Source organism: Micromonospora sp. NPDC005367 (assembly GCF_040606825.1).
Classification (GTDB): Bacteria; Actinomycetota; Actinomycetes; order Mycobacteriales; family Micromonosporaceae; genus Micromonospora.
The window spans coordinates 53443-78693 of the sequence record NZ_JBEXFP010000021.1 but is presented as its reverse complement, the minus strand read 5'-3'; the positions used below and the strand labels follow the sequence as shown (position 1 = coordinate 78693).

Here is a 25251-nt window from a genome sequence, read left to right as displayed (position 1 = left end):
TCCCACGATAACGGTCCACCCAGGTACGGCGATACGGCCGGTCAGCGCGGCGGCGCGGCGAAAGCTTGTGCGCGCCCCGGAACGGGTGTCTGATCGGGTCAGGAAGGTGACCCAGCTCACCTGCCCACCCGTCCGAGTTCTCGCTGTGCAGCAGTCCACCGGAGGATATCGCCGCGCACCCGCCCCGGGCCGCTGTCCCGTTACGCGCGGCGGTTCGCCACCACCACCGGCTGAGGGAGGTGCGCCCAATGGCGCAGAAGAGTCAGGAGAAGGGTGTCACCGGCGTCGTGCCGGTGGTGACCGAGCCCGGCAGGGTTCGCAACGTCGTGCTCGTCGGGCATTCCGGCGTCGGCAAGACGACCCTGGTCGAGGCGCTGCTCAGGGCGAGCGGCACGATCGGTCGCGCCGGGGCGGTCACCGACGGCACGACCGTCTGCGACCACGACCCCGCCGCCGTACGCCAGCAGCGGTCGGTGAGCCTGACCTGCGCGCCGCTGCTGCACGACGGCATCAAGGTCAACCTCCTGGACACCCCCGGCTACGCCGACTTCGTGGGCGAGCTGCGGGCCGGGCTGCGGGCCGCCGACGCCGCGCTCTTCGTCGTCTCCGCGGTCGACGGGATGGACGCGGCCACGGCCGCGCTGTGGGAGGAGTGCGCCGCCGTGGACATGCCCCGGGCGGTCGCCGTCTCCCGGCTGGACCACCCGCGCGCCGACTTCGACGAGGCGGTGGCGCTCTGCCAGCGTGTCTTCGGCGACAACGTGCTCCCGCTCTACCTGCCGATGCTCGGCGACGACGGGGTGTCGACAGTCGGCCTGCTCAGCCTGATCACCCGCCGGGTCTTCGACTACACCGGCGGGTTGCCCGCCGAGATCCGGCAGCCGGACCCGCAGCACCTGCCCGCCATCGTCGAGCCGCGCGACGAGCTCATCGAGGGGATCATCGCGGAGAGCGAGGACGAGTCGCTCATGGACCGGTACCTCGAGGGCGAGGAGATCGGCACCGACGTGCTCATCGACGACCTGGAGAGGGCCGTCGCCCGGGGCCACTTCTACCCCGTGGTGCCGGTGTGCGCCGAGACCGGCGTCGGGCTGGACACCCTGCTGGAGGTGCTCACCGCCGCCTTCCCGTCGCCGCTGGAACACGAGCCGCCCGTGGTGACCGGCGTGGACGGCTCACCGCATCCGCCGCTCGCCTGCGACCCGGACGGACCGCTGGTCGCCGAGGTCGTCAAGACCACGATCGACCGGCACGTCGGGCGGGTCTCCCTGGTGCGGGTCTTCTCGGGCACCCTGCGGCCCGAGCAGACCGTGCACGTCTCGGGGCACGGCCTCGCCGAGCGCGGGCACCCCGACCACGACTCCGACGAGCGGGTGGGGCACATCTACACCCCGCTCGGCTCCGCCCTGCGTGAGGTGGCCGCCTGCGTCGCCGGGGACATCTGCGCGATCACCAAGTCGGGCAGCGCGGAGACCGGCGACACGATCTCCACCAAGGAGACCCCGCTGCTCATCGCGCCCTGGGAGATGCCCGAGCCGCTGCTGCCGGTGGCCATCGCGGCGAAGAGCCGGTCGGACGAGGACGCCCTGGCCCGCAACCTGTCCCGCCTGATCGCCGGCGACCCCACGCTGCGGCTGGAGCGCAACGCCGAGACGCACCAGCTCGTGCTCTGGTGCATGGGCGAGGCGCACGCCGACGTGGTGCTCGACCGGTTGCGCGCCGGCGGCGTCGAGCTGGACACCGAACCGGTGCGGGTGGCGCTGCGGGAGACGTTCACCAACGCGGCCAGGGGGCACGGCCGGCACGTCAAGCAGTCCGGCGGCCACGGCCAGTACGCCGTCTGCGACATCGAGGTCGAGCCGCTGCCCCGCGGTGCCGGCTTCGAGTTCGTGGACCAGGTGGTCGGCGGGGCGGTGCCGCACAACTACATCCCGTCGGTGGAGAAGGGTGTCCGGGCCCAGATGGAACGGGGCCTGGTCGCCGGTTACCCGGTGGTGGACGTGCGGGTCACCCTCTTCGACGGCAAGGCGCACAGCGTCGACTCCTCGGACGCCGCGTTCCAGACCGCCGGGGCGCTGGCCCTGCGGGACGCGGCCGAGAAGGGGCAGCCGGCCCTGCTGGAACCGGTGGACGAGGTGACCATCCGGGTGCCCGACTCCTCCGTCGGCGCGGTGATGGGTGATCTCTCCGGGCGGCGCGGCCGGGTGCTCGGCACCGAGTCGGATCCGGACAGCGAGGGACGGACCGTGGTCCGCGCCGAGGTCCCCGCCACCGAACTGCTCCGCTACGCCGTGGAGCTGCGCTCGATGACCGCCGGCACCGGCACCTTCCGGCGCAGCTTCGTCCGCTACGACCCCATGCCCGCGCACCTGGCCGACCAGATCCGCAAGGAACACCCCACCTCGTAACCCATGCCCCGGGCGCGGGGCCCGGTGCACGCGACGAGTGGCCGTTTCCGCTGGGACGGCCACTCGTTCCGTGAACCCGTGTCGTTTCGTGCACCCGTGGCCGGGCGAAACCCCGGCGGGGTTCCGGGTGGGACGGCGTGGGGTCAGGGGTGGGTGGCGGGGGTGGTGGGGCTGGGCCAGCCGGGGTGATCGGCGTGCCGGAGGGCCGCGCGGCGCAGCGCGGCGAGCTGACGTTCCACCTCGGCGAACTGGTCCGGCGCGAGCGGACCGTGGTGCAGGGCCGCCGCGTTCTCCTCCACCTGGGCGACGGTACGGCAGCCGGGGATCGGAACGGTCCGCCCGCTGCGCGCCCAGATCCAGCCGAGCGCGCCCTGCGCCAGGGTGCGCCCGTCGGCGGTCAGCGTGTCGCGTACCGCCGCCACCCGGCGCAGCCACTCCGGCGCCGGCCGGCCGCCACGGAACCACTCCAGCCAGCCCGGGGCGAGTCCGCGTACGTCGTCGCGGGGCAGCGTGGAGGTGGCCGTGTACTTGCCGGTGAGCAGCCCCATCCCGAGCGGCCCACGGTTGATGCTGACCAGGTCGTACTTCTCGCAGACGAGCAGCAGCTCGGGGGCGTCCCGGAGCACCGAGAGGGAGTGCTGCACGGCCGTCGCGCCGGGAGCCGAGTGGCCGAACGTCTCGGCGCGGTCGGCCCGGTCGGTGCTCCAGCCGTACGCCCGGATCAGCCCCTCGGCGACCATCTCCTCCAGCGTGCCGATGAGGGCCTCGGCGCGCGGCACCGGCAGATCGGCCAGGTGCAGCTGGTACAGGTCGATCCGGTCCGTGCCCAGCCGGCGCAGCGAGTCGGTGACCGCCCGGCGCAGGTACCCGGGCGAGGCGTCCTCCCCCGTCGCCTGCCGGGTGGCCTCGTCGAAGGTGTAGCCCCATTTGGTGGCGATCACCGCCTCGTCGCGGCGACCGGCCAGCCCGCGCCCGAGGATCCGCTCGCCGTGCCCCGCCCCGTACGTGTCGGCGGTGTCGAACAGGGTGACGCCCAGGTCGAGCGCCCGGCGGACCGCCCGGATCGACTCGTCGTCGTCGACGGCACCCCAGCCGAGTGGTTGGGAGCCTTCCATCCACGGGCCGGCGATCGCCCAGCAGCCCATCCCCAGCGCGCTGACCTCGATGCCGCTGCGCCCCAACGTCCGCGTCGTGACTGCCACCGGCAGATCGTGCCACCTCGAGCGCGATCGAACACAACAAGGGGCCATATTCGCTGTCGCGGGCGCCTGCCCGGAGTGTTTGGCGGAGTCCGAGATGCCGGGACGCGCGGGAGAACCGGTTGCGGCAGGGCCCGAAGGGCGACGACGTGTGCGGCCGGAAAGATGGCGCTGCCCCAGCCACCGTTCCTGCGGCATGATCGGCCGCATGCGACGGCTCGGGGTGGACATCGGCGGCGTGATCATCCAACCGGCCGACGACGACGCGGACACCTCGTTCTTCGGCGACCACTACCTGCGTACGCCAGAGGTCGTGGGGGCCGTCGACGCCCTGGCCGCACTGGCCGACGGCTTCGACGAGGTGCACCTGGTGAGCAAGTGCGGCGAGGCCACCGAGCGGCGGACCCTCGAATGGCTGGCGCACCACGACTTCCACACCCGCACCGGGATCCCCGTGCAGCGGGTGCATTTCTGCCGTACCCGACCGGCCAAGGCGCCCATCGCCCGGCGGCTCGGGCTGACCCACTTCGTCGACGACCGGCTGGAGGTGCTCGGCTACCTCGACTCGGTGCCGCACCGCTTCCTGTTCCGCCCCCGGCCCGCCGAGGTGGCCGCGCACGTCGCCCACCTGCCCCAGGTACGGCGGGTGGCGGGCTGGCCGGAACTCGTCACCGCGCTGCGGGGCAACTGACCGGCGCTGTGGGGCAGTCACCCGGCGGGCCCGGCGCTGCCCGGCGGGCCCGGCGGGGCGAGCTGTGGGGCAGTCGCGCGGCGCTGCCCGGCGGGCCCGGCCGGACGCAGAGCGGTGCCGTCAGGACGGCCAGACGCGGGCGAACAGCTCGCGGGTGTCGCCGAGCAGCTGCGGGAGAACCTTGGTACGCCCGATCACCGGCATGAAGTTCGCGTCGCCGCCCCAGCGTGGCACCACGTGTTGATGCAGGTGTGCGGCGATGCCGGCACCTGCCACTCCGCCCTGGTTCATGCCCAGGTTGAACCCGTGCGCGTTGCTGACCTTGCGGACCACCCGCATCGCGGTCTGGGTGAACGCGCCCAGCTCCGCGGTCTCCGCCTCGTCCAGCTCGGTGTAGTCGGCCACGTGCCGGTACGGGCAGACCAGCAGGTGGCCCGGGTTGTACGGGTAGAGGTTGAGTACCGCGTACACGCGTTCGCCCCGTGCCACGACGAGGTTCTCCTCCGGCGGCGCCTGCGGCGCCCGACAGAACGGGCAGCCGCTCGGCTTCTCGTAGCCCTCGTCGGGGCGGTCGTCGCCCGAGATGTACGTCATCCGGTGCGGCGTCCAGAGCCGCTCCAGACCGTCGGCCATTCCATCGCTGTCCGTGTGCCGTTCCGCCCCAGTCACAGGCGCGATCCTACGGACTCTCCGGGCGCCGGCGACGGGTGCGTCCCAGGTACCCGCCGTCGGCTTGTGGGCACGCGGAAGATCGCGCTCGAACACGGAAGTAGTGGCCTCCTGCCGCGGCGGAGGCACTACTTCCCGGATCGTGCACGATCATGACCGGCGCGAACGCCCCGCAGCCCGCGCGAACGCCCCGCGGCCCGTGCCTGGCCCCTACATCTGCGCGGAGGGGCCGATGTTGGTACGGGAGCCGACCACGTCCAGCACGTGCGCCACCGCCTCCGAGATCGGCACGCCGTTGCGCTGTGACCCGTCCCGGTAGCGGAACGACACGGTGCCGGCGGCCACGTCGTCGTCGCCGGCGATCACCATGAACGGGATCTTCTGCTGCTGCGCGGTACGGATCTTCTTCTGCATCCGATCGTCGCCCGCGTCGACCTGGGCACGGATCCCCTCGGCGCGCAGCGCGGCCACGAAGCCGTGCAGGTAGTCGGTGTGGTCCTCACGGATCGGGATGCCGACCACCTGCACCGGTGCCAGCCAGGCCGGGAACGCGCCCGCGTAGTGCTCGGTGAGCACCCCGAAGAACCGCTCGATCGAACCGAAGAGCGCTCGGTGGATCATCACCGGCCGCTGCCGGGTGCCGTCGGCGGCCTGGTATTCCAGCCCGAACCGCTCCGGCTGGTTGAAGTCGACCTGGATGGTCGACATCTGCCAGGTCCGGCCGATGGCGTCCTTCGCCTGCACCGAGATCTTCGGGCCGTAGAAGGCCGCGCCACCCGGGTCGGGCACCAGCTCGAGACCGGACTGCTCGGCGGCGGTACGCAGCGCCTCGGTGGCCTCGGCCCAGTCCTCGTCGCTGCCGATGAACTTCGGCGAGTCGTCCCGGGTGGACAGCTCCAGGTAGAAATCGTCGAGGCCGTAGTCGCGCAGCAGGTCCAGCACGAAGGTGAGCAGCGTGGTGAGTTCCCCGGGCATCTGCTCCCGGGTGCAGTAGATGTGCGAGTCGTCCTGGGTGAGCCCGCGTACCCGGGTCAGGCCGTGCACCACGCCGGACTTCTCGTACCGGTAGACCGTGCCGAACTCGAACAGCCGCAGCGGCAGCTCCCGGTAGGACCGCCCGCGCGCCCTGAAGATCAGGTTGTGCATCGGGCAGTTCATGGCCTTGAGGTAGTAGTCCGCGCCCTCCAGCTGCATGGGCGGAAACATGGTGTCCGCGTAGTACGGCAGGTGACCGGAGGTCTCGAAGAGGTTGGCCTTGGTGATGTGCGGGGTGTTGACGAACTCGTACCCCGCGGCCTCGTGTCGGCGGCGCGAGTAGTTCTCCATCTCCCGGCGGATGATGCCGCCCTTGGGGTGGAAGACGGCCAGGCCCGAGCCGATCTCGTCCGGGAAGCTGAACAGGTCGAGGTCCGCGCCGAGCTTGCGGTGGTCGCGCCGGGCGGCCTCCTCCAGCAACTTCAGGTACGCCTTCAGCTGGTCCCGGGTCGGCCACGCGGTGCCGTAGACCCGCTGTAGCTGCGGGTTCTTCTCCGACCCGCGCCAGTACGCGGCGGCCGAGCGCATCAGCTTGAACGCCCCGATGAGCCGGGTGTTCGGCAGGTGCGGGCCGCGGCACAGGTCCGACCAGCAGACCTTCTCCTCGTTCGCCGCGAGGTTGTCGTAGATCGTCAGCTCGCCACCGCCGACCTCCATCACCTCGGAGGAGTCCAGCCCCTCACCCTTGATGTCGATCAGCTCGAGCTTGAACGGCTCGTTCACCAGCTCGGCCCGCGCCTCGTCCAGGCTGGCGAACCGGCGCCGCCGGAACCGCTGGCCGGACTTGATGATCTCCTGCATCCGCTTCTCGAGCTTCGCCAGGTCGTCCGGCTGGAACGGCTTCTCCACCGCGAAGTCGTAGTAGAAGCCGTTCTCGATCGGCGGGCCGATGCCGAGCTTCGCCTCGGGGAAGACGTCCTGCACGGCCTGCGCGAGCACGTGCGCGGTCGAGTGGCGCAGCACGTTCAACCCGTCCGGCGAGTCGATGCTGACCGGCTCGACCGCGATGTCGGTCGCCGGACGCCAGTCCAGGTCGTGCAGGCGGCCCTCGGGATCGCGGACCACCACGATCGCCTTCGGGCCGGTCATGGGCAGCTCGGCCGCGGCCACCGCGTCGGCCGCCGTCGTCCCGGCGGCGACGACGACGGGGTCGGCCACGGCGGGGGTACGGGGTGCGGACACGGTGACTCCTCGCAGCAGACGGCACAGAACGGGCCGGTACGGCCCCCGCCGATGCTATCGGTCCCCCCTTGCGCCCCGACCGCCGACGCCTCAGCCGAGGCAACTGCCCAGTTGCGGGCACCCGCGTTGAACCTTTCGCCGTCGGGAGCCGAACTACCGGATGCGGCCGGGATCCACTCCCGGCCGACTCGACAGGGATGGGGACGCGAGATGGCGAAGACCCGAGGCCACCGAGGCGCGGCGACACTCGCCGCCCTGGCCACGGCTGCGGCAGACCTACGCCGACGGCATCGTCGTGCGCTGGACCGGCCCGACCGGCGCGCACCCGGCCCCGCGACTCACCCTGCTCCCGGCCGCGGTGGGCGGGGGTTACGGGCACGCGGGTCACGGCGGTGCGGCGGCGACGCCCAGCGCGGCGTCGGGAGGCGCCGGCACGAGCGGGTCCGGCGGCCCGGGAGCAGCCGGCGAGCAGCCCGGCGGGGCGGATACGGCCGGCAAGCGGACCGGCGGGGCGGGTGCGGCCGGGGCGGACGGGTTCGGGGACGCGGCCGGGTGGGCGGGTGGCAACGCCGACGCGCTGCTGGCGGCGGGCCTGCTCGCGGGGCTCGGCGTCGGCACTACGCTCGGCTGGTTCGCGAGCCGCTGGCGCCGCCGCTCTGGGAGCGCCCAGCACCGGTCCGGTCCCACCCTCAAGTTGATCCACTCGAGTTCAGGTAGGTCGGGCTGACCGCATGCCTGGGACACCCCGATCTCACTGAAGCCGAGTAGGTCAAGAACTGAGCCAGTCGGGGAGGGGTTCGCGGGCGGCCAGCCAGTCGGTGGGTACGCCGCCCGGGGTGCCCACCCCGGCGAAGGCGGCCACGATCCCGCCCACGATCGCCGCGGTGGTGTCCACGTCCCCGCCTGCCGCCACGCAGGCGCGGATCGCGGCTGGGTAGTCCTCCAGGTGCGTGGCGGCCACCCAGAGCGTGAAGGCCACGGTGTCCTGCGCGGTGACCCGGGCGCCGTTGCCGAGCGCCCCGACGACCCGCGGCAGCGGATGGCCGAGCAGGTCGGCCGCGCGGCGCAGCCGACGGTGCACCTCGGTGGCCGGGTCCAGGGCGGTGGCCACTCCGGCGAGGAGACGATGCGCGGTGGGCCGGTCCCCGTCCAACCGGCCCCGCGCGGCCAGTGCGGCGGCGACGGCCACGGCGACCGCTCCGGCGATCCCCTCCGGGTGCGCGTGCGTCACCTCGGCCGACGCGCGGGCCTGGGCCGCCGCGCGGCCGGTCGAGTCCGCGAAGTACGCGCCCAACGGCGCGACCCGCATGGCCGCCCCGTTGCCGCAGGAGCCCTGCCCGTCGAACGCCGACGCGGCGGCGACCGGCCACGGCGTGCCGGTGCGGATCAACCGCAGGATCGTCACCGCGCCGGGCCCGTACCCCCGGTACGGCTCGGCGCGCTCGGCGAAGGCGAGCGCCAGCCGGTCCCGGTCGATCCGGCCCGACTCGACCAGTTCCGCCAGCACCGAGCAGGCCATCTCGGTGTCGTCGGTCCACTCCCACGGGGTCGGCGGGAGGCGCCCGGCGAGCAGATCCGCCGGCTGCCGGCCGGGGACGAAGAACTGCGAACCGAGCGCGTCGCCGACGGAGAGGCCGGTGAGGCTGTCCCGGGCGAGCGCCAGTCGGGCGTCGGCGAAGAGCGTGAAGGACATCGTTGTACCAGCTTGCCCGGTTCCCAGGTGCGCCGCAACGCGATCAACTTGCCACGCCAAGTACCGTCTGTGCGTGGCCACCGTCCTCCTGGTCGAAGACGATCACGTCGTACGCGGCGCGATGCTGCGGTCCCTCGCCGATCGGGGGCACGCCGTGCACGCGGTCGGCACGGCGCTGGACGCACTGCGCCGGGTCGCCGCGGAGACCCCCGACCTGGTGGTCCTCGACCTCGGCCTGCCCGACCTGGACGGCTCGGACGCGCTGCGGATGCTGCGCGGCATCACCGACGTGCCGATCATCATCGCCACCGCCCGCGACGACGAGCAGTCCGTGGTGCGGCTGCTCCGTGCGGGCGCCGACGATTACATGGTCAAACCGTTCACCGGCGCTCACCTCGACGCCCGGATCACCACGGTGCTGCGCCGGGCCGGCCGGGCCAGCCGTACCGTCCGGCCGGCCGTGCACGAGGTCGGCGGGCTGCGGATGGACGTCGGTGAGCGCAGCGCACACCTCGACGGGGAACCCCTGGCACTGACCCGCAAGGAATTCGACCTGCTGGCGTATCTCGCCGCACGTCCCGGGCGGGTAGTGTCCCGGCGGGAACTCTTGGAGGAGGTATGGCGGCAGCCGTCGGTCGGCGAGGATCAGACCATCGACGTTCACCTGTACTGGCTGCGCCGCAAAATGGGCGAGTCCGCGGCGAAGCCGCGCTACCTGCGCACCGTGCGGGGGGTCGGCTTCCGGCTGGTGGCGCCGGACTGAGAGTCACGCTGACCCTGCTCACGGCCGCCGTCTGCGCCCTGGTGGCGCTCGCGTTCCTGGTGCCGCTCGCGGTCAGCCTCGGTGACCGGGTCCGTGCGGAGGCGATCGCCGACGCGGCCCGGCGCAGCGCGCTGGTCACGGGGGCGTTGGCGGTCAGCACCGACCCCGCGGTGATCGAGCGGGCGGTGGCCGCCAGCGGCGGTGACGCGGCCACGCGTCCGGTGGTGCACGGCCTCGGTGACGACGGCGACGCCGGCCGGGCCACGCCCGCCGCCCTCGACCGGGCCCGCGCGCAGCGACGGTCGCTCGTCGTGGACGTGCCCGGCGGCGCCGCCCGGCTCGACCCGGTGGTGCTGGGTGACCGGATCGCGGTCGTCGAGGTCTTCGTTCCCGACAGGGCGATGAGCCGGGGATCCGGCACCAGGCTGCTCCTGCTCGGCGCGGTCGCCCTGGCCCTGGTCGGCTCGGCGGTCGTGGTGGTCGACCGGGTCGCCATCCGTACCGCGTACGCCACCCGGGGCCTCATCGACGGGGCGCTCGCGATCGGCGACGGCGACCTCGCGGCGCGGGTGGAGCCGACCGGCCCGCGGGAGTTGGCCGAGGCCGGGCACGCGTTCAATCAGATGGCCGAGCGCCTCGACGCGGCCCGTACCGACGAGCGGGAACTCGTCGCCGACCTGTCACACCGGCTGCGTACGCCCCTGACCGTGCTCCGGCTCGACGCGGAGGCGCTGGAGTCGGACGACACGAGTGTCGGCACGTTCAGCCAGGCCGAGCTGGACCACCGGCGTGGCATCCGGCGGATCCGTCAGGCGATCGTCACGCTCGAGGGCGAGATCGACGTACTGATCAAGACCACGCGCAAGGCGGTCACCCACGACGCCGGGCCGGCGATGTGCGACGTCAGCGAGGTGGTTCGGGACCGGATGGTGTTTTGGTCGGCGCTCGCCGGCGACCAGAACCGTCCGCACCGGGTGAGCGGGGCGCAGCTGCGGATCCCGGCGCCGGTGCCGCGTGCGGAGCTGGCCGCCGCGCTGGACGCGGTGATCGGGAACGTGTTCCGCTACACCCCGCAGGGCACCGCGTTCGAGGTGGCCGTCTCCCGGCGCGACGGGTACGTGGCGATCCGCATCGACGACGCCGGCCCGGGCATCCCTGACCCCGACCGGGCGTTGCGTCGCGGCGCCAGCGACCGGGGCTCCACCGGTCTGGGGCTGGACATCGCCAAGCGGGTGGCGACGCAGGCGAACGGCTCGGTGAGCATCGACCGGGCGCAGCTGGGCGGGGCGAGCGTGGTGATGCTGCTCGCCGACCCGGAGGCGACGCCCCGGCAGGTCAACCGGTTCGGGCTCGTCGGCCGGATGGCACGGGAGGCCCGCGACCAGAAGAGCTCCGGCCGCCGCCCCTGGCCCCGGCAGCGCCCGCCGGATCACTGAGCGCCGACCGGCCGACTGACGACTGGCGACTACAGAAGTGCTCGCACTCTCCCTGACGGCGGCTGCGCCTCACCCACATCGCTTCGGACGCTTTGCTCTGCACCCACCGACGCACCACCGCCTTGACCTGCGTGAGGGGAAATAAGGCGCGCCGCAGCGTCGGAACTCCCCCGATCGCCGCTCGGTGAGCGGAGCTACGGCGCACCGCAGCGCCCGCGCGCCGCGCGGCGAGGGTCTTGGGGCACGGTCGCCGGGTCGCGGCCGGCTGTGCGGCGGCGCAAGTCTTCCTTAGATCCGGCTTAACGGCGGCGTCTGTCCGGCCGCGACCTGACAGGATCTCGTACGAACCCATCAGTTCCACCGGGGGGCGCATTCGCGCACCCACTCCTCCGGTGGGGCCGTGCGCGCGGCGGGAGAATCGGTCCCCCCACACCTACTCCCGCCGCGCGCCCTTCCCACCGCCGACCCCGGATCAGCACCCGCGAGGCCCGCTCAGCGCTCGGCGGTCGCCAGGTACGCGTCGATCTCGCCGATGATGCGCTGCTTGCCGGCCGGGTCCAGGAACGAGGCGGTCACCGCGTCCCGGGCCAGCCCGGCGATCCCCTCCGCGCCGACGCCCAGCAGTCCGGCCGCCATGGCGTACTCGTCGTTGAGGGTGGTGCCGAACATCGGCGGGTCGTCCGAGTTGATGGTGACCAGCAGCCCCGCCTCGACGAGCCGTGGCAGCGGGTGCTCGGCGAGGTCGGCGACCGCTCGGGTGCGCAGGTTCGAGGTGGGGCAGACCTCCATGGCGATCCGGTGCTCGGCCAGGTACGCCATGAGTTCCGGGTCCTGGGTGGCGGCGATGCCGTGCCCGATCCGCTCCGCGCCGAGGTCACGCAGCGCGTCCCAGATGGTCTGCGGGCCGGTGGTCTCCCCGGCGTGCGGCACCGAACGCAGCCCGGCCGCACGGGCCTGGTCGAAGTACGGCTTGAACTGTGGCCGGGGTACGCCGATCTCCGGACCACCCAGGCCGAAGCTGGTCAGCCCGTCCGGGCGTTCCTCGAGGGCGATGCGCAGCGTCTCCTCGGCGGATTCCAGGCCGGCTTCGCCGGGGATGTCGAAGCACCAGCGCAACTCGATGCCGAAGTCGGCCTCGGCCCGCTTGCGGGCATCCTCGATCGCCTCGCAGAACGCCGGAGCGGGGATGCCCCGCCGGACGTGCGAGTACGGCGTGATGGTCAGCTCGGCGTACCGGACCTGCTGGCGGGCCAGTTCCCGGGCCACCTCGTGGGTGAGGATCCAGACGTCCTCCTGGTCACGGATCAGGTCGACGACGCTGAGGTAGACCTCGATGAAGTGGGCGAAGTCGCGGAACTCGAAGTAGTCGACCAGCTTCGCCGGGTCGGCCGGCACCGGGCTGCGCCCCTCGTGGCGGGCGGCCAGCTCGGCGACGATCCGAGGGGATGCGGAGCCCACGTGATGCACGTGCAGCTCCACCTTGGGCATTCCGGCGATGAAGGCGGACAGGTCGGTCACAGGTTCTCCTCGGCACGGGCGCCGGTGTGGGCGACGACGAAGACGCGGCGGAACGGGAAGTACACCTGCCCCTGACGGATCGGGTACGCCTCGGCGAGGCGTACCTCCAGCTCGGCGCGGAAGTCGGCCCACCGGCCCGGCGAGAGGGCCGCGCGGACCGGGCGCAGCGCGGTGCCTTCCATCCAGGAGAGCACGGGATGCGCGGCGTCGACGTCGGCCGGGAGCAGGTGCACGTAGGTAGTTTCCCAGGCGTCCACCGCGCAGCCCGCGCCGGTCAGCAGCGCCGCGTAGTCGGCGGGGTCGTCGACCGGAGCCTCCCGCAGCAGCGGGAGCAACGTCTCGCGCCAGGCCGGACGCCCGGCGACCTCGCGCAGCGCCCGGTGTGACGGGCCGTCGAAGTTCCCCGGCACCTGCGTCGCCAGCCAGGCCCCGGCCGGCAGCTGCCGCGCCCAGCTCCGGAGCAGGTCCTGGTGCCCGGGCACCCACTGGAGCACCGCGTTGCTGATCACCACGTCGACCTCGGGCGTGGGTCGCCAGTCGCGTACGTCAGCGACGCCGAACTCGACGGGCGCGCCCAGCTCGCCCGCCCGCTCGATCATCTCCGGCGACGAGTCCAGGCCGATCACCCGGCTCGCCGGCCAGCGCTGCGCCAGGGTGGCGGTGAGCTGACCGGGGCCGCAGCCGAGGTCGACCACCGTGCGCGGCCGGCGGGCCGGGATCCGGGCGACCAGGTCGTAGAAGGGTCGAGACCGCTCGTCGCCGTAACGCAGATACGCGGCTGGATCCCACATGGCGCCTCCCAAACCGTACGTTCGTCTTTTTTACGGTACGGGCCGGTGCCCGACCCGGCAAGCCGCTCACTAGGCTCGTCGGCATGGAGCAGCGCACCTTCCCCCGACTCGGTCGGACCGTCGGCGTCGTCGGCCTCGGCGCCTGGCAACTCGGCGCCGACTGGGGCACGGTCACCGAGGACGACGCGATGGCGGTCCTGAGCGCCGCGGTCGACACCGGCGTCACCTTCCTCGACACCGCGGACGTCTACGGCGACGGCCGCAGCGAGCAGCTCATCGGCCGCTTCCTGCGGGCACGCCCCGACGCCGGACTGACCGTCGCCACCAAGATGGGCCGCCGGGTCGAGCAGCGGCCGGAGGCGTACACCCTGGCGCACTTCCGCGAGTGGACCGACCGCTCCCGGGCCAACCTCGGTATGGACACTCTGGACCTCGTCCAGCTGCACTGCCCGCCCACCGCCGTCTTCGCCGACGACGCGGTCTTCGACGCACTGGACACGCTGGTCGCCGAAGGCGCCATCGGCGCGTACGGGGTGAGTGTGGAGACCTGCGACCAGGCGCTCACCGCGATCGCCCGGCCCGGTGTGGCGAGCGTCCAGATCATCCTCAACGCGCTCCGGCACAAGCCCCTCGAACGGGTGCTGCCCGCCGCGGCCGCCGCCGGGGTCGGCATCATCGCCCGCGTACCGCTGGCCAGCGGACTGCTCTCCGGCCGGTACGACGAGCACACCACCTTCGGCCCGGACGACCACCGCACCTACAACCGGCACGGCGAGTCGTTCGACGTCGGCGAGACGTTCTCCGGTGTCGACTTCGAACTGGGGCTGGCGGCCGTACGCCGGCTCGCGCCGCTGGTCGGCCCCGAGAGCAGCATGGCCCAGTTCGCGCTGCGCTGGGTGGTGGACCAGCCCGGAGTCACCGTGGTCATTCCCGGCGCGCGCAACACCGAGCAGGCCCGGCGCAACGTCGAGGCGGCCGGGCTGCCGCCGCTGTCCGCCGAGCAACTCGACGGGGTCCGGGACGTCTACGACGAGCTGATCCGCCCGCAGATCCACAATCGGTGGTGACCCGCGCGAGTCGGGTCCTCGCCCCCGCCGTCGCTTGCGGGGATGCTGGACCCGACCGCCGGCGGACCACGCCAGGGGCCCACCGCCGACCGGTGGGCCTGCGGCGCCGGGAAGGGGGTACCCGATGAGGGGCTGGTTCCTGCTGACCCTCGGCCTGTTGGCGCTGGTGATCGGCGCCGTCTGGACCGTCCAGGGGCTGGGCTACGTCGAGGGCAGTGTGATGACGGGCGAACGGATCTGGGTGGTCGCCGGGCCGGTGGTGTCACTGGCCGGCCTCGTGGGGATCTGGTTCGGCCTGCGCGCCCGCCGCCGGCGCCCCTGACCCCGCCCGAGCCGCCCGGCTCGGGCGGCGATGGAAACGGAAGACCCCACGTCCCGGGCGGGACGCGGGGTCTCACTGTTGATCCGTGAACGGATCAGACTGTTGACCGTTCAGTTGCCGGTCAACGCTGCTCAGAGGGGGCGGACCTGCTCAGCCTGCGGGCCCTTCTGGCCCTGAGCGATCTCGAACTCCACCCGCTGGTTCTCCTCCAGAGTGCGGTAGCCGCTGCTCTGGATGGCCGAGAAGTGGACGAACACGTCAGCACCCCCGCCGTCGACGGTGATGAAGCCGAAGCCCTTGTCAGCGTTGAACCACTTCACGGTTCCCTGCGCCATGTGTATCTCCTTCTAAAACTGGCGGCCGAGCACGCCGTGCGGCCGATTGGCCGTTTTCGAGCAGCGGCGCCTGAGGCGGCCCCCAGTGAAGGAGACTTCTCTCAACCCACGCCATCTCTCAACAGCGGGGACAGCAAACCACGTACGCAAAAACTCTGCACAGTCTACCCGACGAAATTCTCCGACATGTGACCTGACGGTCGTCAGAGATCCGCTGGGTGGGCCCTTACCGCCATGCGAAAGGCCCCCTTCCCGTCGATGCGGAAGGGGACCTGACACGAAGATACGGATCATTCGGGCCAGCGTCCGGTGAGGCGGCGTACGCCCACCGCCCCGCCACGGTCCACAGCCGCCCGTACGATCGCGAAGATGGCGCCCTGCAGTGCGGCGGCCGCGAGGATCTCGACCCAGCCGCGGTCCTCGTCGGTGGCGCTGGGCGCCTCGCCGTCGCCCGCAGTGAGCTTCCAGACCTGCCGGAAGATCGAACCGGCGACGGTGCCGGCAGCGATCCCGAGCAGCACCCCGACCGGCTTGTAGGCGACATTGCCGATGCCCTTGCTCACCTGCGCCTCCCCTGAATGACCAGCACTGCGACGACGACGGCGACCGCGCCGACCGCGACCGCCGCCCACGGCGTGGGGTTACGCCGCATCATCTCGCCCTGCTGGGCCATGTCCGCGCGGGCCAGCCCCGAGATCTCCGCCGCCTGCCCGCGCAGCCGGGCCACGGTCGACGCGGCCTGCTCCCGCATCCGCTGCCGGGCCTGGCCGGCGGACTCCTTCAGGCGAGCCTTGACATCGGCCTTGGCGGCGAGTGCCTCCATCGTCTCGCCCAGTTCGACCCGGGTTCTCCGGATCTCGTCCCGCAGCGCCTCGGTGTCCACCCGTCCGTGACCGTTGCTCGTCATGAGCGTCCCCTGTCCTTGACCGCCGCGGCGAGGACGTCCACGTCCGCTCTCACGCTGCGGACGGTCGCCGCCGGAAGCGGCGGGACGGCGCGGCTGACCTGCTGCCTGCCCACGAGGGCCAGGATGCCGGCGAGCAGGAACAGACCGACCGCGACGGTCAACGCGGCAGCCCAGCCGGGCAACACCAGGTCCAGCAGCAGCCCGACGGTGACGACCAGCGCACCGAGGCCGTAGAACGCCATCGCTCCGCCCCCGCCGAGGAGGCCGAGACCGATGCCGGCGTGCTTACCCTTCTGGGTCAACTCCGCCCGGGCCAGCGCCAGTTCGTCCCGTACGAGGCGCGAGAGCTGCTCGGTGGCCCGCTGCACCAACTCGGCGGTGGAGGGCTCGCTCCCATTGCGGGACGTGCGGGCGTTCGCCAGGTCAGCCATGCTGTCCTCCTTTCGTCATCACCGCGCTGTATGCCCGGGGTCGCCGTTCGTCAATCCTGTGCGTGTCCGCCCAGACCACGAAGAGACGTCCGGCAGCAGGTCCCCGGTAGCAGCCGGGTCAAACCTCCCGGACCGGGTCGGTCCTCGCGCTCCCGCCCTCCCCGACACGGAAAACGCCCACGCCCACCGGAAGGAAACGTGACCGGCGGGCACCCGACAGGTCAGCGGCGCGATTCCACGGGCTCGTCGGGGCCGACGAACGCCTCGCTGCGCGCGTCGCCGTCGTCGCTGCCGCCGAAGAGCCGCGCGTCGTCGGGGACCTCCCCGTCGGTCGGCCGCCGGGCTGGGCGCCGCGGCCGCACCCACTGGCAGGGCAGTTCGCTGCGGGCGTCGCCGAGCTCCGTACGGACCCGGGGCATCGCCGTCGGGCGCTGGTCGCGCACCCAGGCGACCAGGTGCTCGCGGACCAGGCAGCGCAGATCCCACAGACTGCCGGCGTCCGCGGCACTGACCAACGCGCGGATCCGGACGGCGCCGCCCGTCGCGTCGGTCACCTGGAGCACGCAGACCCGTCCGTCCCACAGCTCGGTGCTCTCCACCAGGCGGCGGAGCTCCTCCCGCATCGCCTGTACCGGTACCGCCCAGTCCACATCGAACTCGGCGGTCCCGAGCACCGCCGCCTCCGTACGGGTCCAGTTCTGGAACGGCGTGCTGGTGAAGTACGACGTCGGCAGGATCAGCCGGCGGTCGTCCCAGATCTGCACGACCACGTAGCTGAGGGTCAGCTCCTCGATGCGCCCCCACTCCCCCTCGACGACCACCACGTCGTCGAGCCGCACGGCGTCGCTGAAGGCGAGTTGGAGCCCGGCGAAGACGTTGCCGAGCAGGCTCTGCGCGGCCAGTGCCGCGACCACCCCGACCACACCGGCGCTGGTCAGCACCCCGGCACCCACCCCACGCACACTGGGGACGGTCATCAGCATCACGCCGAGGGTCAGGATCACGATCACCACGATGGTCAGCCGGCGCAGCATCACCACCTGCGTGCGTACCCGCCGGGCGTGCCGGTTGTCCGGCACGTCGACCCGGAACCGTGCCAGCGCGGTGTCCTCCACCACCACCAGCAGCGCGGCGACCAGCCAGGCGGCGCTGGCGATGACCGCGAGCACCAGCAGGTGCAGCAGGGTCCGCCGCCAGGGGGTGCCGACCGCGTAGGTGGTGGTGAACCGGACCGCGAACTGGATCGCCACGACGGTGGCGGCCACCTGGAACGGACGGTGCGCGTGGTCGGTGAGTTCGGTCATCAGCCTCGACCGGCGGCCGAGTCGACGGGTCGACCGGTGCACCACCGCGGCCACGAAGAGAGCGATCGCCGCCGCGGCGAACACGGCGACGATCATCTCCAGGTAGTTCTGCACAGGGTTCTCCTCTGATCCGGTCACGTTCGGTATCCGGACGGGCGAGCCGTCCGGCACGGTGTGGCCGGGTCAGACGCGGCGGTAGCGGGACTGGAGGAAGCAGAACAGGCCGAACGCGGCGATACCGAGCGCGACCAGGGTCAGCAGCAGGGAGCCGTACGACTGTTCGCGCAACGTGTGCAGCGCGGCGTCCAACCCGCGGGCCTTCTCCGGGTCGTAGTTCACCGCGGCGACGATCACCAGCAGGCCGGAGATGGCGTACGCGACCCCCTTGGCGGTGTATCCGGCGATCCCGAGCCGGCGGGTGAACGTGCGGGTGCGGGCGCTCATCTCGCCCGTCCTGAGGTGTTTCTCGAAGCGCTTGAGCAGCCCGTAGACGACCAGCCCGACACCGATCGCGGCGAGCACCAGCCCGGCGAGGCCGACCAGCCACCGGCCGCCGGTGGACTCCATGATCCGGCCGGTGAGCGCCTCCTGCTGGTCGGCGCTGTTCGACGCGGCGTCGGCGAAGACCTTGAACGCGGTCCACGCGAAGTAGAGGTAGACCACGGTGCGCCCGAGCGAGGCGATCCGTTCCCAGGTGCGCTGCCGGCCACGTTCGGCGCGGTGGCCGGTGGCCGCCTCCAGCGCCTGCCAGATCGCCATGGCGAGCAGGCCGACGCCGGTCACGACGACCAGTACCTTGCCGAGCGGCTGGGCGGCGAGGGTACGCAGCGCGCCGGACTGGTCGCCGTCGGCGGCGGACCGGCCGAACGCGATCTGCAACGCCAACCAGGCGAAGAGCAGGTGCACGATCCCGTAGCCGACGAAGCCGGCCCGGGTGAGCAGTTCCAGCCACCGGCTGTTCGCCGTGCGGGAGGCGGTGGCTTCGGCGGTACGGGTGAGTGACATGGCAGCCACAATCTCCGCCGGGGATGATCGCCAAACGTGGCGCGCCACCGCCGCCCGCGGCGGAGTCAGCCGCCGGAGCCCTGCGAGACGCGGATCTTGACCTCCTGGTCGGTGACGCTGTCCAGCGTGACCGCCAGACCGCCCACCTCGGCGGCCTGCTGGCCGGTGATGAGCGTGACCTGTTCACCGGCGACCTCGACGGTCACCTGGTCGTCTTCGGCGCCGACGAGCGTGGCCTCGACGCCGAGGATGCTCGCGCTCGCCTCGACGCCGCGCTGGAAGGTGATCGTGCAGGAACCGGCGATGCTGCAGTCGGTGTCGGCACCCTCGGAGCTGCAACCGGCCAGCAGGGCGACGCCGAGCGCCAGGCCGGCCAGTGCGCCGGCGGCGCGGCGGGCGGGGGTCAGCGAGGTGTTACCAGGTCGGTCAATCATCTCGCCGACAGTACGAGACGCCCGCCAGGCTGCCCGGCACGGACGCGCGTTAGGGTCGCGACATGCCGTTCGACGTCACCAAGGTCCGCGCCGCCTATCCCGCCCTGGCCGAGGGGTTCGTTCACTTCGACGGCGCCGGTGGCAGCCAGACCGCCACGCCGGTGATCGACGCGGTCGCCGGGGCGATGCGCAGTGCCGTCAGCAACCGCAGCAGCGCCTTCCTTCCAGGTCGGCGCGCGCTGGAACTGGTGGCCGGTGCGCGGGCCGCGGTGGCCGACCTGGTCGGCGGCGATCCGGCGGGTGTGGTGCTCGGGCCGAGCGCGACGGCGCTGCTCTTCACCCTGGCCCGTACGCTCGGCGCCGGCTGGCGCCCCGGCGACGAGGTGGTGCTCTGCCGACTCGATCACGACGCGAACGTGCGCCCCTGGGTGCAGGCCGCCGAGGCGGCCGGGGCGACCGTGCGGTGGGCGGAGTTCGACCGGAGCACCGGCGACCTGCCCGTCGACCAGTACGCCGACCTGGTGACCGAGCGGACCCGGTTGGTCGCGGTGACCGCCGGCAGCAACGCGATCGGCACCGCTCCGGACGTCGCGGCGATCGCCAAGATCGCGCACGCGGCCGGCGCCCTGGCCTGCGTGGACGGGGTGCACGCGGTCCCGCACGCGCCGACCGACCTGGCCGAACTCGGCGCGGACGTGCTGGTCACCAGCGCGTACAAGTGGTCCGGGCCGCACCTCGCGGCGATGGTGGGTGATCCGCAGTTCTGGGGCACGCTGCGCCCCGCGAAGCTGATCCCCTCCTCCGACGCGGTGCCGGAGCGTTTCGAGTACGGCACCCCCAGCTTCCCGCTGCTCGCCGGGGTCGCCGCGGCGGTCGATCACCTGGCGGCGCTGGACCCGGCGGCCACCGGCGACCGGCGGGCCCGCCTCCGGGCGGGACTGACCGCCGCCCGGGCCCACGAGGAGGCGCTGCTGGACCGGCTGCTCACCGGGCTCGCCGGGCTGGACGGGATCACCGTCCTGGGTGCCCCGGCGCGGCGCTGGCCGACGGTCTCCTTCCGGATCGCCGGGATGTCGCCGGGGCAGGCCCAGGCGGCGTTGGGCGAAGCCGGATTCTGCCTCTCGGCCGGGGACTACTACGCCTACGAGTACTTCACCGCGATGGGGCTGCGCGACAGCGGCGGCGCGGTGCGGGCCAGCATCTACCACTACAACACCGCCGACGAGGTGGACCGGCTGCTCGGTGAACTCGACCGGCTGGCCGCCGCCGGGAGGACAATGGCCGGGTGAGCAGCCTGGTCAAGGACAACCCCGCCAAGCGCCGGTTCGAGATCCTGGTCGACGGCGCGCTGGCGGGGTTCGCCGCGTACGACCAGCCCCAGGGCGAGGTGCTGGTCTTCACGCACACCGTGGTGGACCCGCGGTACCGGGACATGGGCGTCGGGTCCGAGCTGGTTCGCCGGGCGCTGGACCACGTTCGCGCGCGGGGCGGCCGGGCGGTGCCCCGATGCTCGTTCGTAGCCGCCTTCATCGACCGTCACCCCGAGTACGCCACCCTGGTGATCGACGAGCTCTGACCGCAGGCCGGCCGTCATCCCTGGCCCCGCGCCGCCGTCGGGCTGCCCGGCCCCGACGCCTGTCGCCGGGGCCGGACGGGCCTCAGCCCGCCCCGGTCAGCAGCTCGGCGACGGCCTGCCCGGCGGCCCGGGTCGCCCCGTGGGTGGCCACGTGCACCGTGCCGGTGACCAGTGTGGGTACCCCGAGCTCGACCACCACCGCGTCCGGGCGGGCGGCCAGTGACCGCCGCACCGCATCACGCATCCAGTCGTGCCGGTGCAGGTCGCGGACGACCAGCACCACCGGCCGTCCGTCGGCTCCGACGGTCGGGTCGACCGGCACGTCCGGCTGCGCGTACCGGCGGGTGGTGGTGCCGGGAAGCAGTTCGCTGAGCGGAGCGCCGATACCCCACGGGGTCTCCGCCCCGATCGCGATGTTGCGCGGCGGCTCGAACTCGACCACGTACGCCGCACGGGTCAGCGGCAGGACGTCGGCGCCGGTGGGGGCCGTGATCCGCAGCGCACGCCGTGCGGCGGCCAGCCCGATGGGCGAGGTGTCGACCGGCAGGCCGGGTCGGGCGGGGCGCGCGGCCCGGGCGGCGACTGTCCACTCGGTGAGCTGGCCGATCCGCTTGGCCGCCTCGGCGAGCCGTTCCTCGGGCAGCTCACCGGAGACCACGGCGGCCACGATCGCGTCCCGTAGTTCCCGGACGTCCTCCTCGCCGGCCCGCTCTCCGCCGACGCAGATCGCGTCCGCGCCCGCCACCAGGGCACGGACGGCGGCGCCGGCGTAGCCGTACCGGTCGGCGACCGCGCGCATCTCCACGGCGTCGGTGACCACCACGCCGGAGAAGCCCAGCTCGTCGCGGAGCAGCCCGCCGAGGATGCGCGAGCTCAGGGTGGCGGGCAGCTGCGGGTCCAACGCCGGCACGAGCAGGTGGCCGGTCATCACCGCCTGCACGCCGGCGGCCACCGCCGCCCGGAACGGGGCCAGCTCGACGGCCTCCAGCTGCGCCCGCCCGCCACCGATCAACGGCAGGTCATGGTGCGAGTCGACCTGGGTGTCGCCGTGGCCGGGGAAGTGCTTGGCGCAGGCCGCGACGCCGCCGGCCTGCAGCCCGCGGACCCAGGCGGCGGTGTGCCGGGCCACGAGTTCCGGGTCGGCGCCGAAGGACCGTACCCCGATCACCGGGTTGGCCGGGTTCGAGTTCACGTCCGCGTCCGGGGCGTAGTCGAGGGTGACGCCGAGGCTCGCGAGATCGGCACCGAGGTCGCGGGCCACCTCCTCGGTCAGCTCCGGGTCGTCCACGGCGCCGAGCGCGAAGTTGCCGGGGCGCGAGCTGCCCCGGCCCGACTCGATCCGGGTGACGTCGCCGGCCTCCTCGTCGATCGCCACGATGACGTCGGGACGCTCCGCGCGCAGCGCCGCGGTGAGCGCGGCGACCTGCTCGTGGTCGATCACGTTGCGGGCGAAGAGCACCACCGACCCGAGCCCTTCGCCGAGCCAGCGGCGGACCCAGGGCGGCGGGGTGGTGCCGACGAAGCCGGGCTGCAGGACGGCGGCCGCGAGCGCGGCCAGGTGGCCCGCCGGAAGGCTCATGCCCGTGCCTCCCAGCGGCCGGCACCGGCACGAGGCTCGTCCGCACCGCACCTGATGAATTTCTCGCTGCGCTCACTCATTCGGCCCCCGTACCCCCACTTTCTTCGCGATTCTGGCCCGCCTCGGGCGGGCGGTGCTGCCATGGTCACATCGCGCCAACAAATAGTCAATAAACCTTACAGTTGCCGAGGGCGGGGCCGGTGGGCAGAGTGCGGGGCATGGAACCCACGCTGCTGGCCGACGCGACCAGCCCGGCCGACGTGCCCGGCGTACGACTGCTGGGAGTGGTGGTGGGCGGCCTACTGCTACTCGCCGCGATCCGGGCGATGTTCCGCCGCCGCTGACGGTCACTTCGGCCTGCCATCCGCGGCGGCGGTGTGCCCGCCCCGGTGCCTGGGTACCGCTGCCCTCGTTGACCCGGTGACGTCACGAGGGAGAAGCATGAAGATCGGATACTTTCTCGCCGCCGAGGAGTACACCCCGGCCGAGCTGCTCGACCAGGCACGCGGCGCCGAACGGGCCGGCTTCCAGGCACTCTGGATCTCCGATCACTACCACCCCTGGTTGGACGCGCAGGGGCAGAGCGCCTTCGTCTGGTCGATGATCGGCGCGCTCAGCCAGGTCTGCCGGCTGCCGGTGACCACCGCGGTCACCTGCCCGACCGTACGGATCCATCCGGCGGTGATCGCGCAGGCGGCGGCGACCAGCGCCGTGCTGCACAACGGCCGGTTCGTGCTCGGCGTCGGCAGTGGAGAGGCGCTGAACGAGCACATCCTCGGCGACGCCTGGCCGCAGGCCGACGTGCGGCTGGAGATGCTCGGGGAGGCGATCGAGGTGATCCGCGAGCTGTGGCGGGGCGGCTTCGTCAACCACCACGGCAAGCACTACACCGTCGAGCACGCCCGGATCTACACCCGGCCCGACACGCCGCCGCCGATCTACGTCTCCGGCTTCGGCCCCAAGGCGGTGGACCTGGCCGCCCGGGTCGGCGACGGCTACATCTGCACCACACCCGACCCCGACCTCGTGCGCCGGTTCCGCGAGGGTGGGGGCGGCGACAAGCCGTGCCAGGGCGGCTTCAAGGCGGCGTACGCCGACAGCGAGGACGAGGGCGCGCAGGTCGCGTACGAGCGGTGGCCGAACTCCGGCGTGCCGGGTGAGCTGTCCCAGGTGCTTCCCTCACCACGTCACTTCGAGCAGGTCTCGCAGCTGGTCGCGCCGGAGATGATGAAGGAGTCGTTCGTCTGCGGCAACAACGCCGAGGCCCACCTGGAGATGATCGACCAGTACGCCAAGGCCGGCTTCGACGAGGTGTACGTGGCCAACACCGGCCCCCACACCCAGGGCCTGTTCGACCTCTACCAGCGGGAGATCCTGCCCCGCCTCCGTTGAGCCGGCACCGTGCGACGGTGACCAGCCCGGGTCGGCCTGTCCGTCGCGGCGCGGCGCTGGCATCCTTGGCCCGTGTTCTCATCTGGTCACGCGGGTGCCGTGTTCGTCGACGTCGATGGCACCCTCGTCCCGGGCACGAGCTCCTCGGTCTTCCTGGCGGGCTTCCTCGGGCACCGTACCGAGCTGGCGGAGGCGGAGGACGCGTACGCCGCCGGAGTGCTGGACAACCGACAGGTCTCGGAGCTGGACGCGGCCGGATGGGCCGGCGTGCCCGAGCAGCGGGTCTCCGGCTGGCTCACCGACCTTCCCCTGGTGGCGGGTATCGCGGAGACCGTGACGTGGTGCCGCCGCAGTGGCCTGGTGCCCGTGTTGGCGACCCTGGCCTGGTCCCCGGTGGGCAGTTACCTGGCGTACCGCTTCGGGTTCCATTCGTTCAGCGGACCGCGTCTGGAGGTCGTCGACGGACGGTTCACGGGCCGCGTCGCCCGGCACTTCGACGAGTACGACAAGCGGGACTTCGCCCTCGCTCAGGCACGGGAGATGCGGTTGGCGCCGGACGCGTGCGGGGCAGTCGGAGACAGCCGGTCGGACCTGCCGCTGTTCGCACACGTCGGGGTGAGCGTGGCGTTCAACGCCTCGGCGGGCGCCCGGGCGGTGGCGACGGCCAGCGTCGACGACGGCGACCTGCGCAGTGTGCTCCCGGTGCTGAGCCGGTTGGTCGCCAGCACTCGGTGAATCCGTTGCACCGCAGACGACGGCGCGGTCGGGCCGTTCCCGGTGCACAGCCGGGTCCGCCACCCGGAGTGGGGGCCGGGGCTCGTGCTCGGCTACGAGGAGGACCGGATGAGGGTTCTCTTCGACGAGGTGGGGTACAAGACGCTGTCCGTGCGTGTGGTGTCCGAACAGGACCTGCTGACGCTGGACTAGCCTGAGCCGGGCGCCGCGCCGCTGGCGCAGCGCCCGAGGACGGGCACGAGCAGACAGGCGGAAAGGGGCGTTGCCGTGATCGAACAACCGGCGTACACCGGGTTCGGGTTCTCCGACGGGGAGTGGGGGCTGCTGGTCGGGTTGCCGCAGTCGGTGCTGACCGCGGCGAGCGCCGCCGAGTCCGACGGCACGCGCCGCACCATGGCCGAGAACGCGGCCGGCCTGGAGACGATCGCCGCCGGCCGCGAGTCGGCCAGCCCGCTGGTCGCCGCCGTCGCCGGCGAGATCGTCACGCGGGTCGGCGACCCGGAGACCGGCGAGGAACTGCCCGCCGTCTCCCCCAGCGACCCGCAGGCGCTGATCGACGACGTGCTCGGCCGGGCCGGCGAGGCCGCGGCCCTGCTCGCTGCCCGGACGGACGAGGGCGAGGCCGGGGCGTACAAGCACTGGCTTGTGGAGATCGCCGAGCAGGTGGTCGGCGCGGCGTCCAGCGGCGGTGTGCTGGGACTCGGCGGCGAGGCGATCAGCGACTCCGAGCGGCGGTTCCGCGACCGGCTGGCCCGCGTACTCAACGACTGAACCTCGAC

27 protein-coding genes and 1 pseudogene are annotated in these 25251 nt (G+C 72.8%); 14 read left to right on the top strand and 14 right to left on the bottom strand.

Going from position 1 to position 25251, the window contains the following annotated elements; translation table 11 throughout:
- Positions 1 to 248: 248 nt before the first annotated feature.
- Complete coding sequence (locus tag ABZS42_RS17145) at positions 249 to 2408, top strand: elongation factor G-like protein EF-G2 (protein WP_355146239.1); 2160 nt, start codon at positions 249 to 251, stop codon at positions 2406 to 2408.
- Positions 2409 to 2551: 143 nt separating this feature from the next.
- On the opposite strand, the gene ABZS42_RS17140 is transcribed toward ABZS42_RS17145, so the two are convergent.
- A complete protein-coding gene (locus tag ABZS42_RS17140; RefSeq protein ID WP_355146238.1) occupies positions 2552 to 3610 on the bottom strand; it encodes an aldo/keto reductase in 1059 nt (352 codons plus the stop codon).
- A 205-nt stretch (positions 3611 to 3815) separates the two neighbouring features.
- On the opposite strand from ABZS42_RS17140, the gene ABZS42_RS17135 reads away from it, so the two are divergent.
- Positions 3816 to 4298: a hypothetical protein gene (locus ABZS42_RS17135; RefSeq protein ID WP_355146236.1), complete on the top strand. Its 483-nt coding sequence runs from the start codon at positions 3816 to 3818 to the stop codon at positions 4296 to 4298.
- Positions 4299 to 4418: 120 nt separating this feature from the next.
- Here ABZS42_RS17135 and ABZS42_RS17130 read toward each other — a convergent pair whose 3' ends face one another.
- Together ABZS42_RS17130 and thrS are read right to left on the bottom strand one after the other, a co-directional pair.
- A complete protein-coding gene (locus tag ABZS42_RS17130; protein ID WP_355146281.1) occupies positions 4419 to 4931 on the bottom strand; it encodes an HIT domain-containing protein in 513 nt (170 codons plus the stop codon).
- Positions 4932 to 5177: 246 nt separating this feature from the next.
- Positions 5178 to 7184: a threonine--tRNA ligase gene (thrS, locus tag ABZS42_RS17125; RefSeq protein WP_355146234.1), complete on the bottom strand. Its 2007-nt coding sequence runs from the start codon at positions 7182 to 7184 to the stop codon at positions 5178 to 5180.
- A gap of 295 nt (positions 7185 to 7479) precedes the next feature.
- Here thrS and ABZS42_RS17120 point away from each other — a divergent pair, with 295 nt between their 5' ends.
- Entirely contained in the window at positions 7480 to 7911 is a 432-nt protein-coding gene (locus ABZS42_RS17120; protein ID WP_355146232.1) for a hypothetical protein, read from the top strand.
- Positions 7912 to 7953: 42 nt separating this feature from the next.
- Here ABZS42_RS17120 and ABZS42_RS17115 read toward each other — a convergent pair whose 3' ends face one another.
- The gene (locus ABZS42_RS17115) at positions 7954 to 8877 is read right to left on the bottom strand and encodes an ADP-ribosylglycohydrolase family protein (RefSeq protein WP_355146230.1); all 924 of its coding nucleotides are present in this window, start codon (positions 8875 to 8877) and stop codon (positions 7954 to 7956) included.
- Between the two features lie 73 nt (positions 8878 to 8950).
- Between ABZS42_RS17115 and ABZS42_RS17110 the strand changes: the two genes are divergently transcribed.
- Entirely contained in the window at positions 8951 to 9640 is a 690-nt protein-coding gene (locus ABZS42_RS17110) for a response regulator transcription factor (protein WP_355146228.1), read from the top strand.
- 14 nt (positions 9641 to 9654) lie between these two features.
- On the top strand, positions 9655 to 11076 hold the full coding sequence (locus ABZS42_RS17105) for a HAMP domain-containing sensor histidine kinase (RefSeq protein WP_355146279.1): 1422 nt from the start codon (positions 9655 to 9657) through the stop codon (positions 11074 to 11076).
- A 492-nt stretch (positions 11077 to 11568) separates the two neighbouring features.
- Here the strand turns inward: ABZS42_RS17105 and ABZS42_RS17100 are convergent, their stop codons facing one another.
- Entirely contained in the window at positions 11569 to 12594 is a 1026-nt protein-coding gene (locus ABZS42_RS17100) for an adenosine deaminase (RefSeq protein WP_355146226.1), read from the bottom strand.
- Entirely contained in the window at positions 12591 to 13385 is a 795-nt protein-coding gene (locus ABZS42_RS17095; protein ID WP_355146224.1) for a trans-aconitate 2-methyltransferase, read from the bottom strand. The genes ABZS42_RS17100 and ABZS42_RS17095 overlap by 4 nt, the downstream gene beginning before the upstream one ends.
- Positions 13386 to 13468: 83 nt before the next feature.
- Here ABZS42_RS17095 and ABZS42_RS17090 point away from each other — a divergent pair, with 83 nt between their 5' ends.
- Together ABZS42_RS17090 and ABZS42_RS17085 are read left to right on the top strand one after the other, a co-directional pair.
- Positions 13469 to 14452 carry an aldo/keto reductase gene (locus tag ABZS42_RS17090; protein ID WP_355146222.1) on the top strand — a complete coding sequence of 328 codons (984 nt, stop codon included), beginning with the start codon at positions 13469 to 13471 and terminating at the stop codon, positions 14450 to 14452.
- Between the two features lie 124 nt (positions 14453 to 14576).
- On the top strand, positions 14577 to 14774 hold the full coding sequence (locus tag ABZS42_RS17085; RefSeq protein WP_076470225.1) for a hypothetical protein: 198 nt from the start codon (positions 14577 to 14579) through the stop codon (positions 14772 to 14774).
- A 131-nt stretch (positions 14775 to 14905) separates the two neighbouring features.
- Here ABZS42_RS17085 and ABZS42_RS17080 read toward each other — a convergent pair whose 3' ends face one another.
- The 7 genes from ABZS42_RS17080 to ABZS42_RS17050 form a co-directional block, all read right to left on the bottom strand.
- Positions 14906 to 15109: a cold-shock protein gene (locus tag ABZS42_RS17080; protein WP_013732668.1), complete on the bottom strand. Its 204-nt coding sequence runs from the start codon at positions 15107 to 15109 to the stop codon at positions 14906 to 14908.
- Between the two features lie 290 nt (positions 15110 to 15399).
- A complete protein-coding gene (locus ABZS42_RS17075; protein WP_355146219.1) occupies positions 15400 to 15672 on the bottom strand; it encodes a DUF4235 domain-containing protein in 273 nt (90 codons plus the stop codon).
- A complete protein-coding gene (locus ABZS42_RS17070) occupies positions 15669 to 16016 on the bottom strand; it encodes a DUF3618 domain-containing protein (RefSeq protein WP_355146217.1) in 348 nt (115 codons plus the stop codon). The genes ABZS42_RS17075 and ABZS42_RS17070 overlap by 4 nt, the downstream gene beginning before the upstream one ends.
- Positions 16013 to 16447 carry a phage holin family protein gene (locus ABZS42_RS17065; protein ID WP_355146215.1) on the bottom strand — a complete coding sequence of 145 codons (435 nt, stop codon included), beginning with the start codon at positions 16445 to 16447 and terminating at the stop codon, positions 16013 to 16015. The genes ABZS42_RS17070 and ABZS42_RS17065 overlap by 4 nt, the downstream gene beginning before the upstream one ends.
- Before the next feature lie 221 nt (positions 16448 to 16668).
- Complete coding sequence (locus ABZS42_RS17060) at positions 16669 to 17865, bottom strand: mechanosensitive ion channel family protein (RefSeq protein WP_355146277.1); 1197 nt, start codon at positions 17863 to 17865, stop codon at positions 16669 to 16671.
- A 69-nt stretch (positions 17866 to 17934) separates the two neighbouring features.
- The gene (locus ABZS42_RS17055) at positions 17935 to 18756 is read right to left on the bottom strand and encodes a DUF1206 domain-containing protein (protein ID WP_355146213.1); all 822 of its coding nucleotides are present in this window, start codon (positions 18754 to 18756) and stop codon (positions 17935 to 17937) included.
- A 65-nt stretch (positions 18757 to 18821) separates the two neighbouring features.
- A complete protein-coding gene (locus tag ABZS42_RS17050) occupies positions 18822 to 19190 on the bottom strand; it encodes a hypothetical protein (protein WP_355146211.1) in 369 nt (122 codons plus the stop codon).
- A 62-nt stretch (positions 19191 to 19252) separates the two neighbouring features.
- Here ABZS42_RS17050 and ABZS42_RS17045 point away from each other — a divergent pair, with 62 nt between their 5' ends.
- Positions 19253 to 20479, top strand: coding sequence for a cysteine desulfurase-like protein (locus tag ABZS42_RS17045; protein WP_355146209.1), 1227 nt, complete (start codon positions 19253 to 19255; stop codon positions 20477 to 20479).
- Positions 20476 to 20766 carry a GNAT family N-acetyltransferase gene (locus tag ABZS42_RS17040; protein ID WP_355146207.1) on the top strand — a complete coding sequence of 97 codons (291 nt, stop codon included), beginning with the start codon at positions 20476 to 20478 and terminating at the stop codon, positions 20764 to 20766. Before ABZS42_RS17045 ends, ABZS42_RS17040 begins: the two co-directional genes overlap by 4 nt.
- Positions 20767 to 20848: 82 nt before the next feature.
- Here the strand turns inward: ABZS42_RS17040 and ABZS42_RS17035 are convergent, their stop codons facing one another.
- Positions 20849 to 22345, bottom strand: coding sequence for a glycoside hydrolase family 3 N-terminal domain-containing protein (locus ABZS42_RS17035; protein ID WP_355146205.1), 1497 nt, complete (start codon positions 22343 to 22345; stop codon positions 20849 to 20851).
- A gap of 218 nt (positions 22346 to 22563) precedes the next feature.
- On the opposite strand from ABZS42_RS17035, the gene ABZS42_RS17030 reads away from it, so the two are divergent.
- The 5 genes and pseudogenes from ABZS42_RS17030 to ABZS42_RS17010 all read left to right on the top strand — a co-directional run bounded on the left by ABZS42_RS17030 (position 22564) and on the right by ABZS42_RS17010 (position 25243).
- Positions 22564 to 22689, top strand: a complete 126-nt coding sequence (locus ABZS42_RS17030) for a hypothetical protein (RefSeq protein WP_281251427.1) — start codon at positions 22564 to 22566, stop codon at positions 22687 to 22689.
- A gap of 97 nt (positions 22690 to 22786) precedes the next feature.
- Positions 22787 to 23737, top strand: a complete 951-nt coding sequence (locus tag ABZS42_RS17025) for a TIGR03557 family F420-dependent LLM class oxidoreductase (protein WP_355146203.1) — start codon at positions 22787 to 22789, stop codon at positions 23735 to 23737.
- 72 nt (positions 23738 to 23809) lie between these two features.
- Positions 23810 to 24472 carry a haloacid dehalogenase-like hydrolase gene (locus tag ABZS42_RS17020; RefSeq protein WP_355146201.1) on the top strand — a complete coding sequence of 221 codons (663 nt, stop codon included), beginning with the start codon at positions 23810 to 23812 and terminating at the stop codon, positions 24470 to 24472.
- Positions 24473 to 24490: 18 nt separating this feature from the next.
- Positions 24491 to 24664: pseudogene (locus ABZS42_RS17015) on the top strand (recombinase RecQ); the annotation flags it as partial.
- A 75-nt stretch (positions 24665 to 24739) separates the two neighbouring features.
- Positions 24740 to 25243: a hypothetical protein gene (locus ABZS42_RS17010; protein WP_355146199.1), complete on the top strand. Its 504-nt coding sequence runs from the start codon at positions 24740 to 24742 to the stop codon at positions 25241 to 25243.
- The last annotated feature ends 8 nt before the right edge of the window (positions 25244 to 25251 follow it).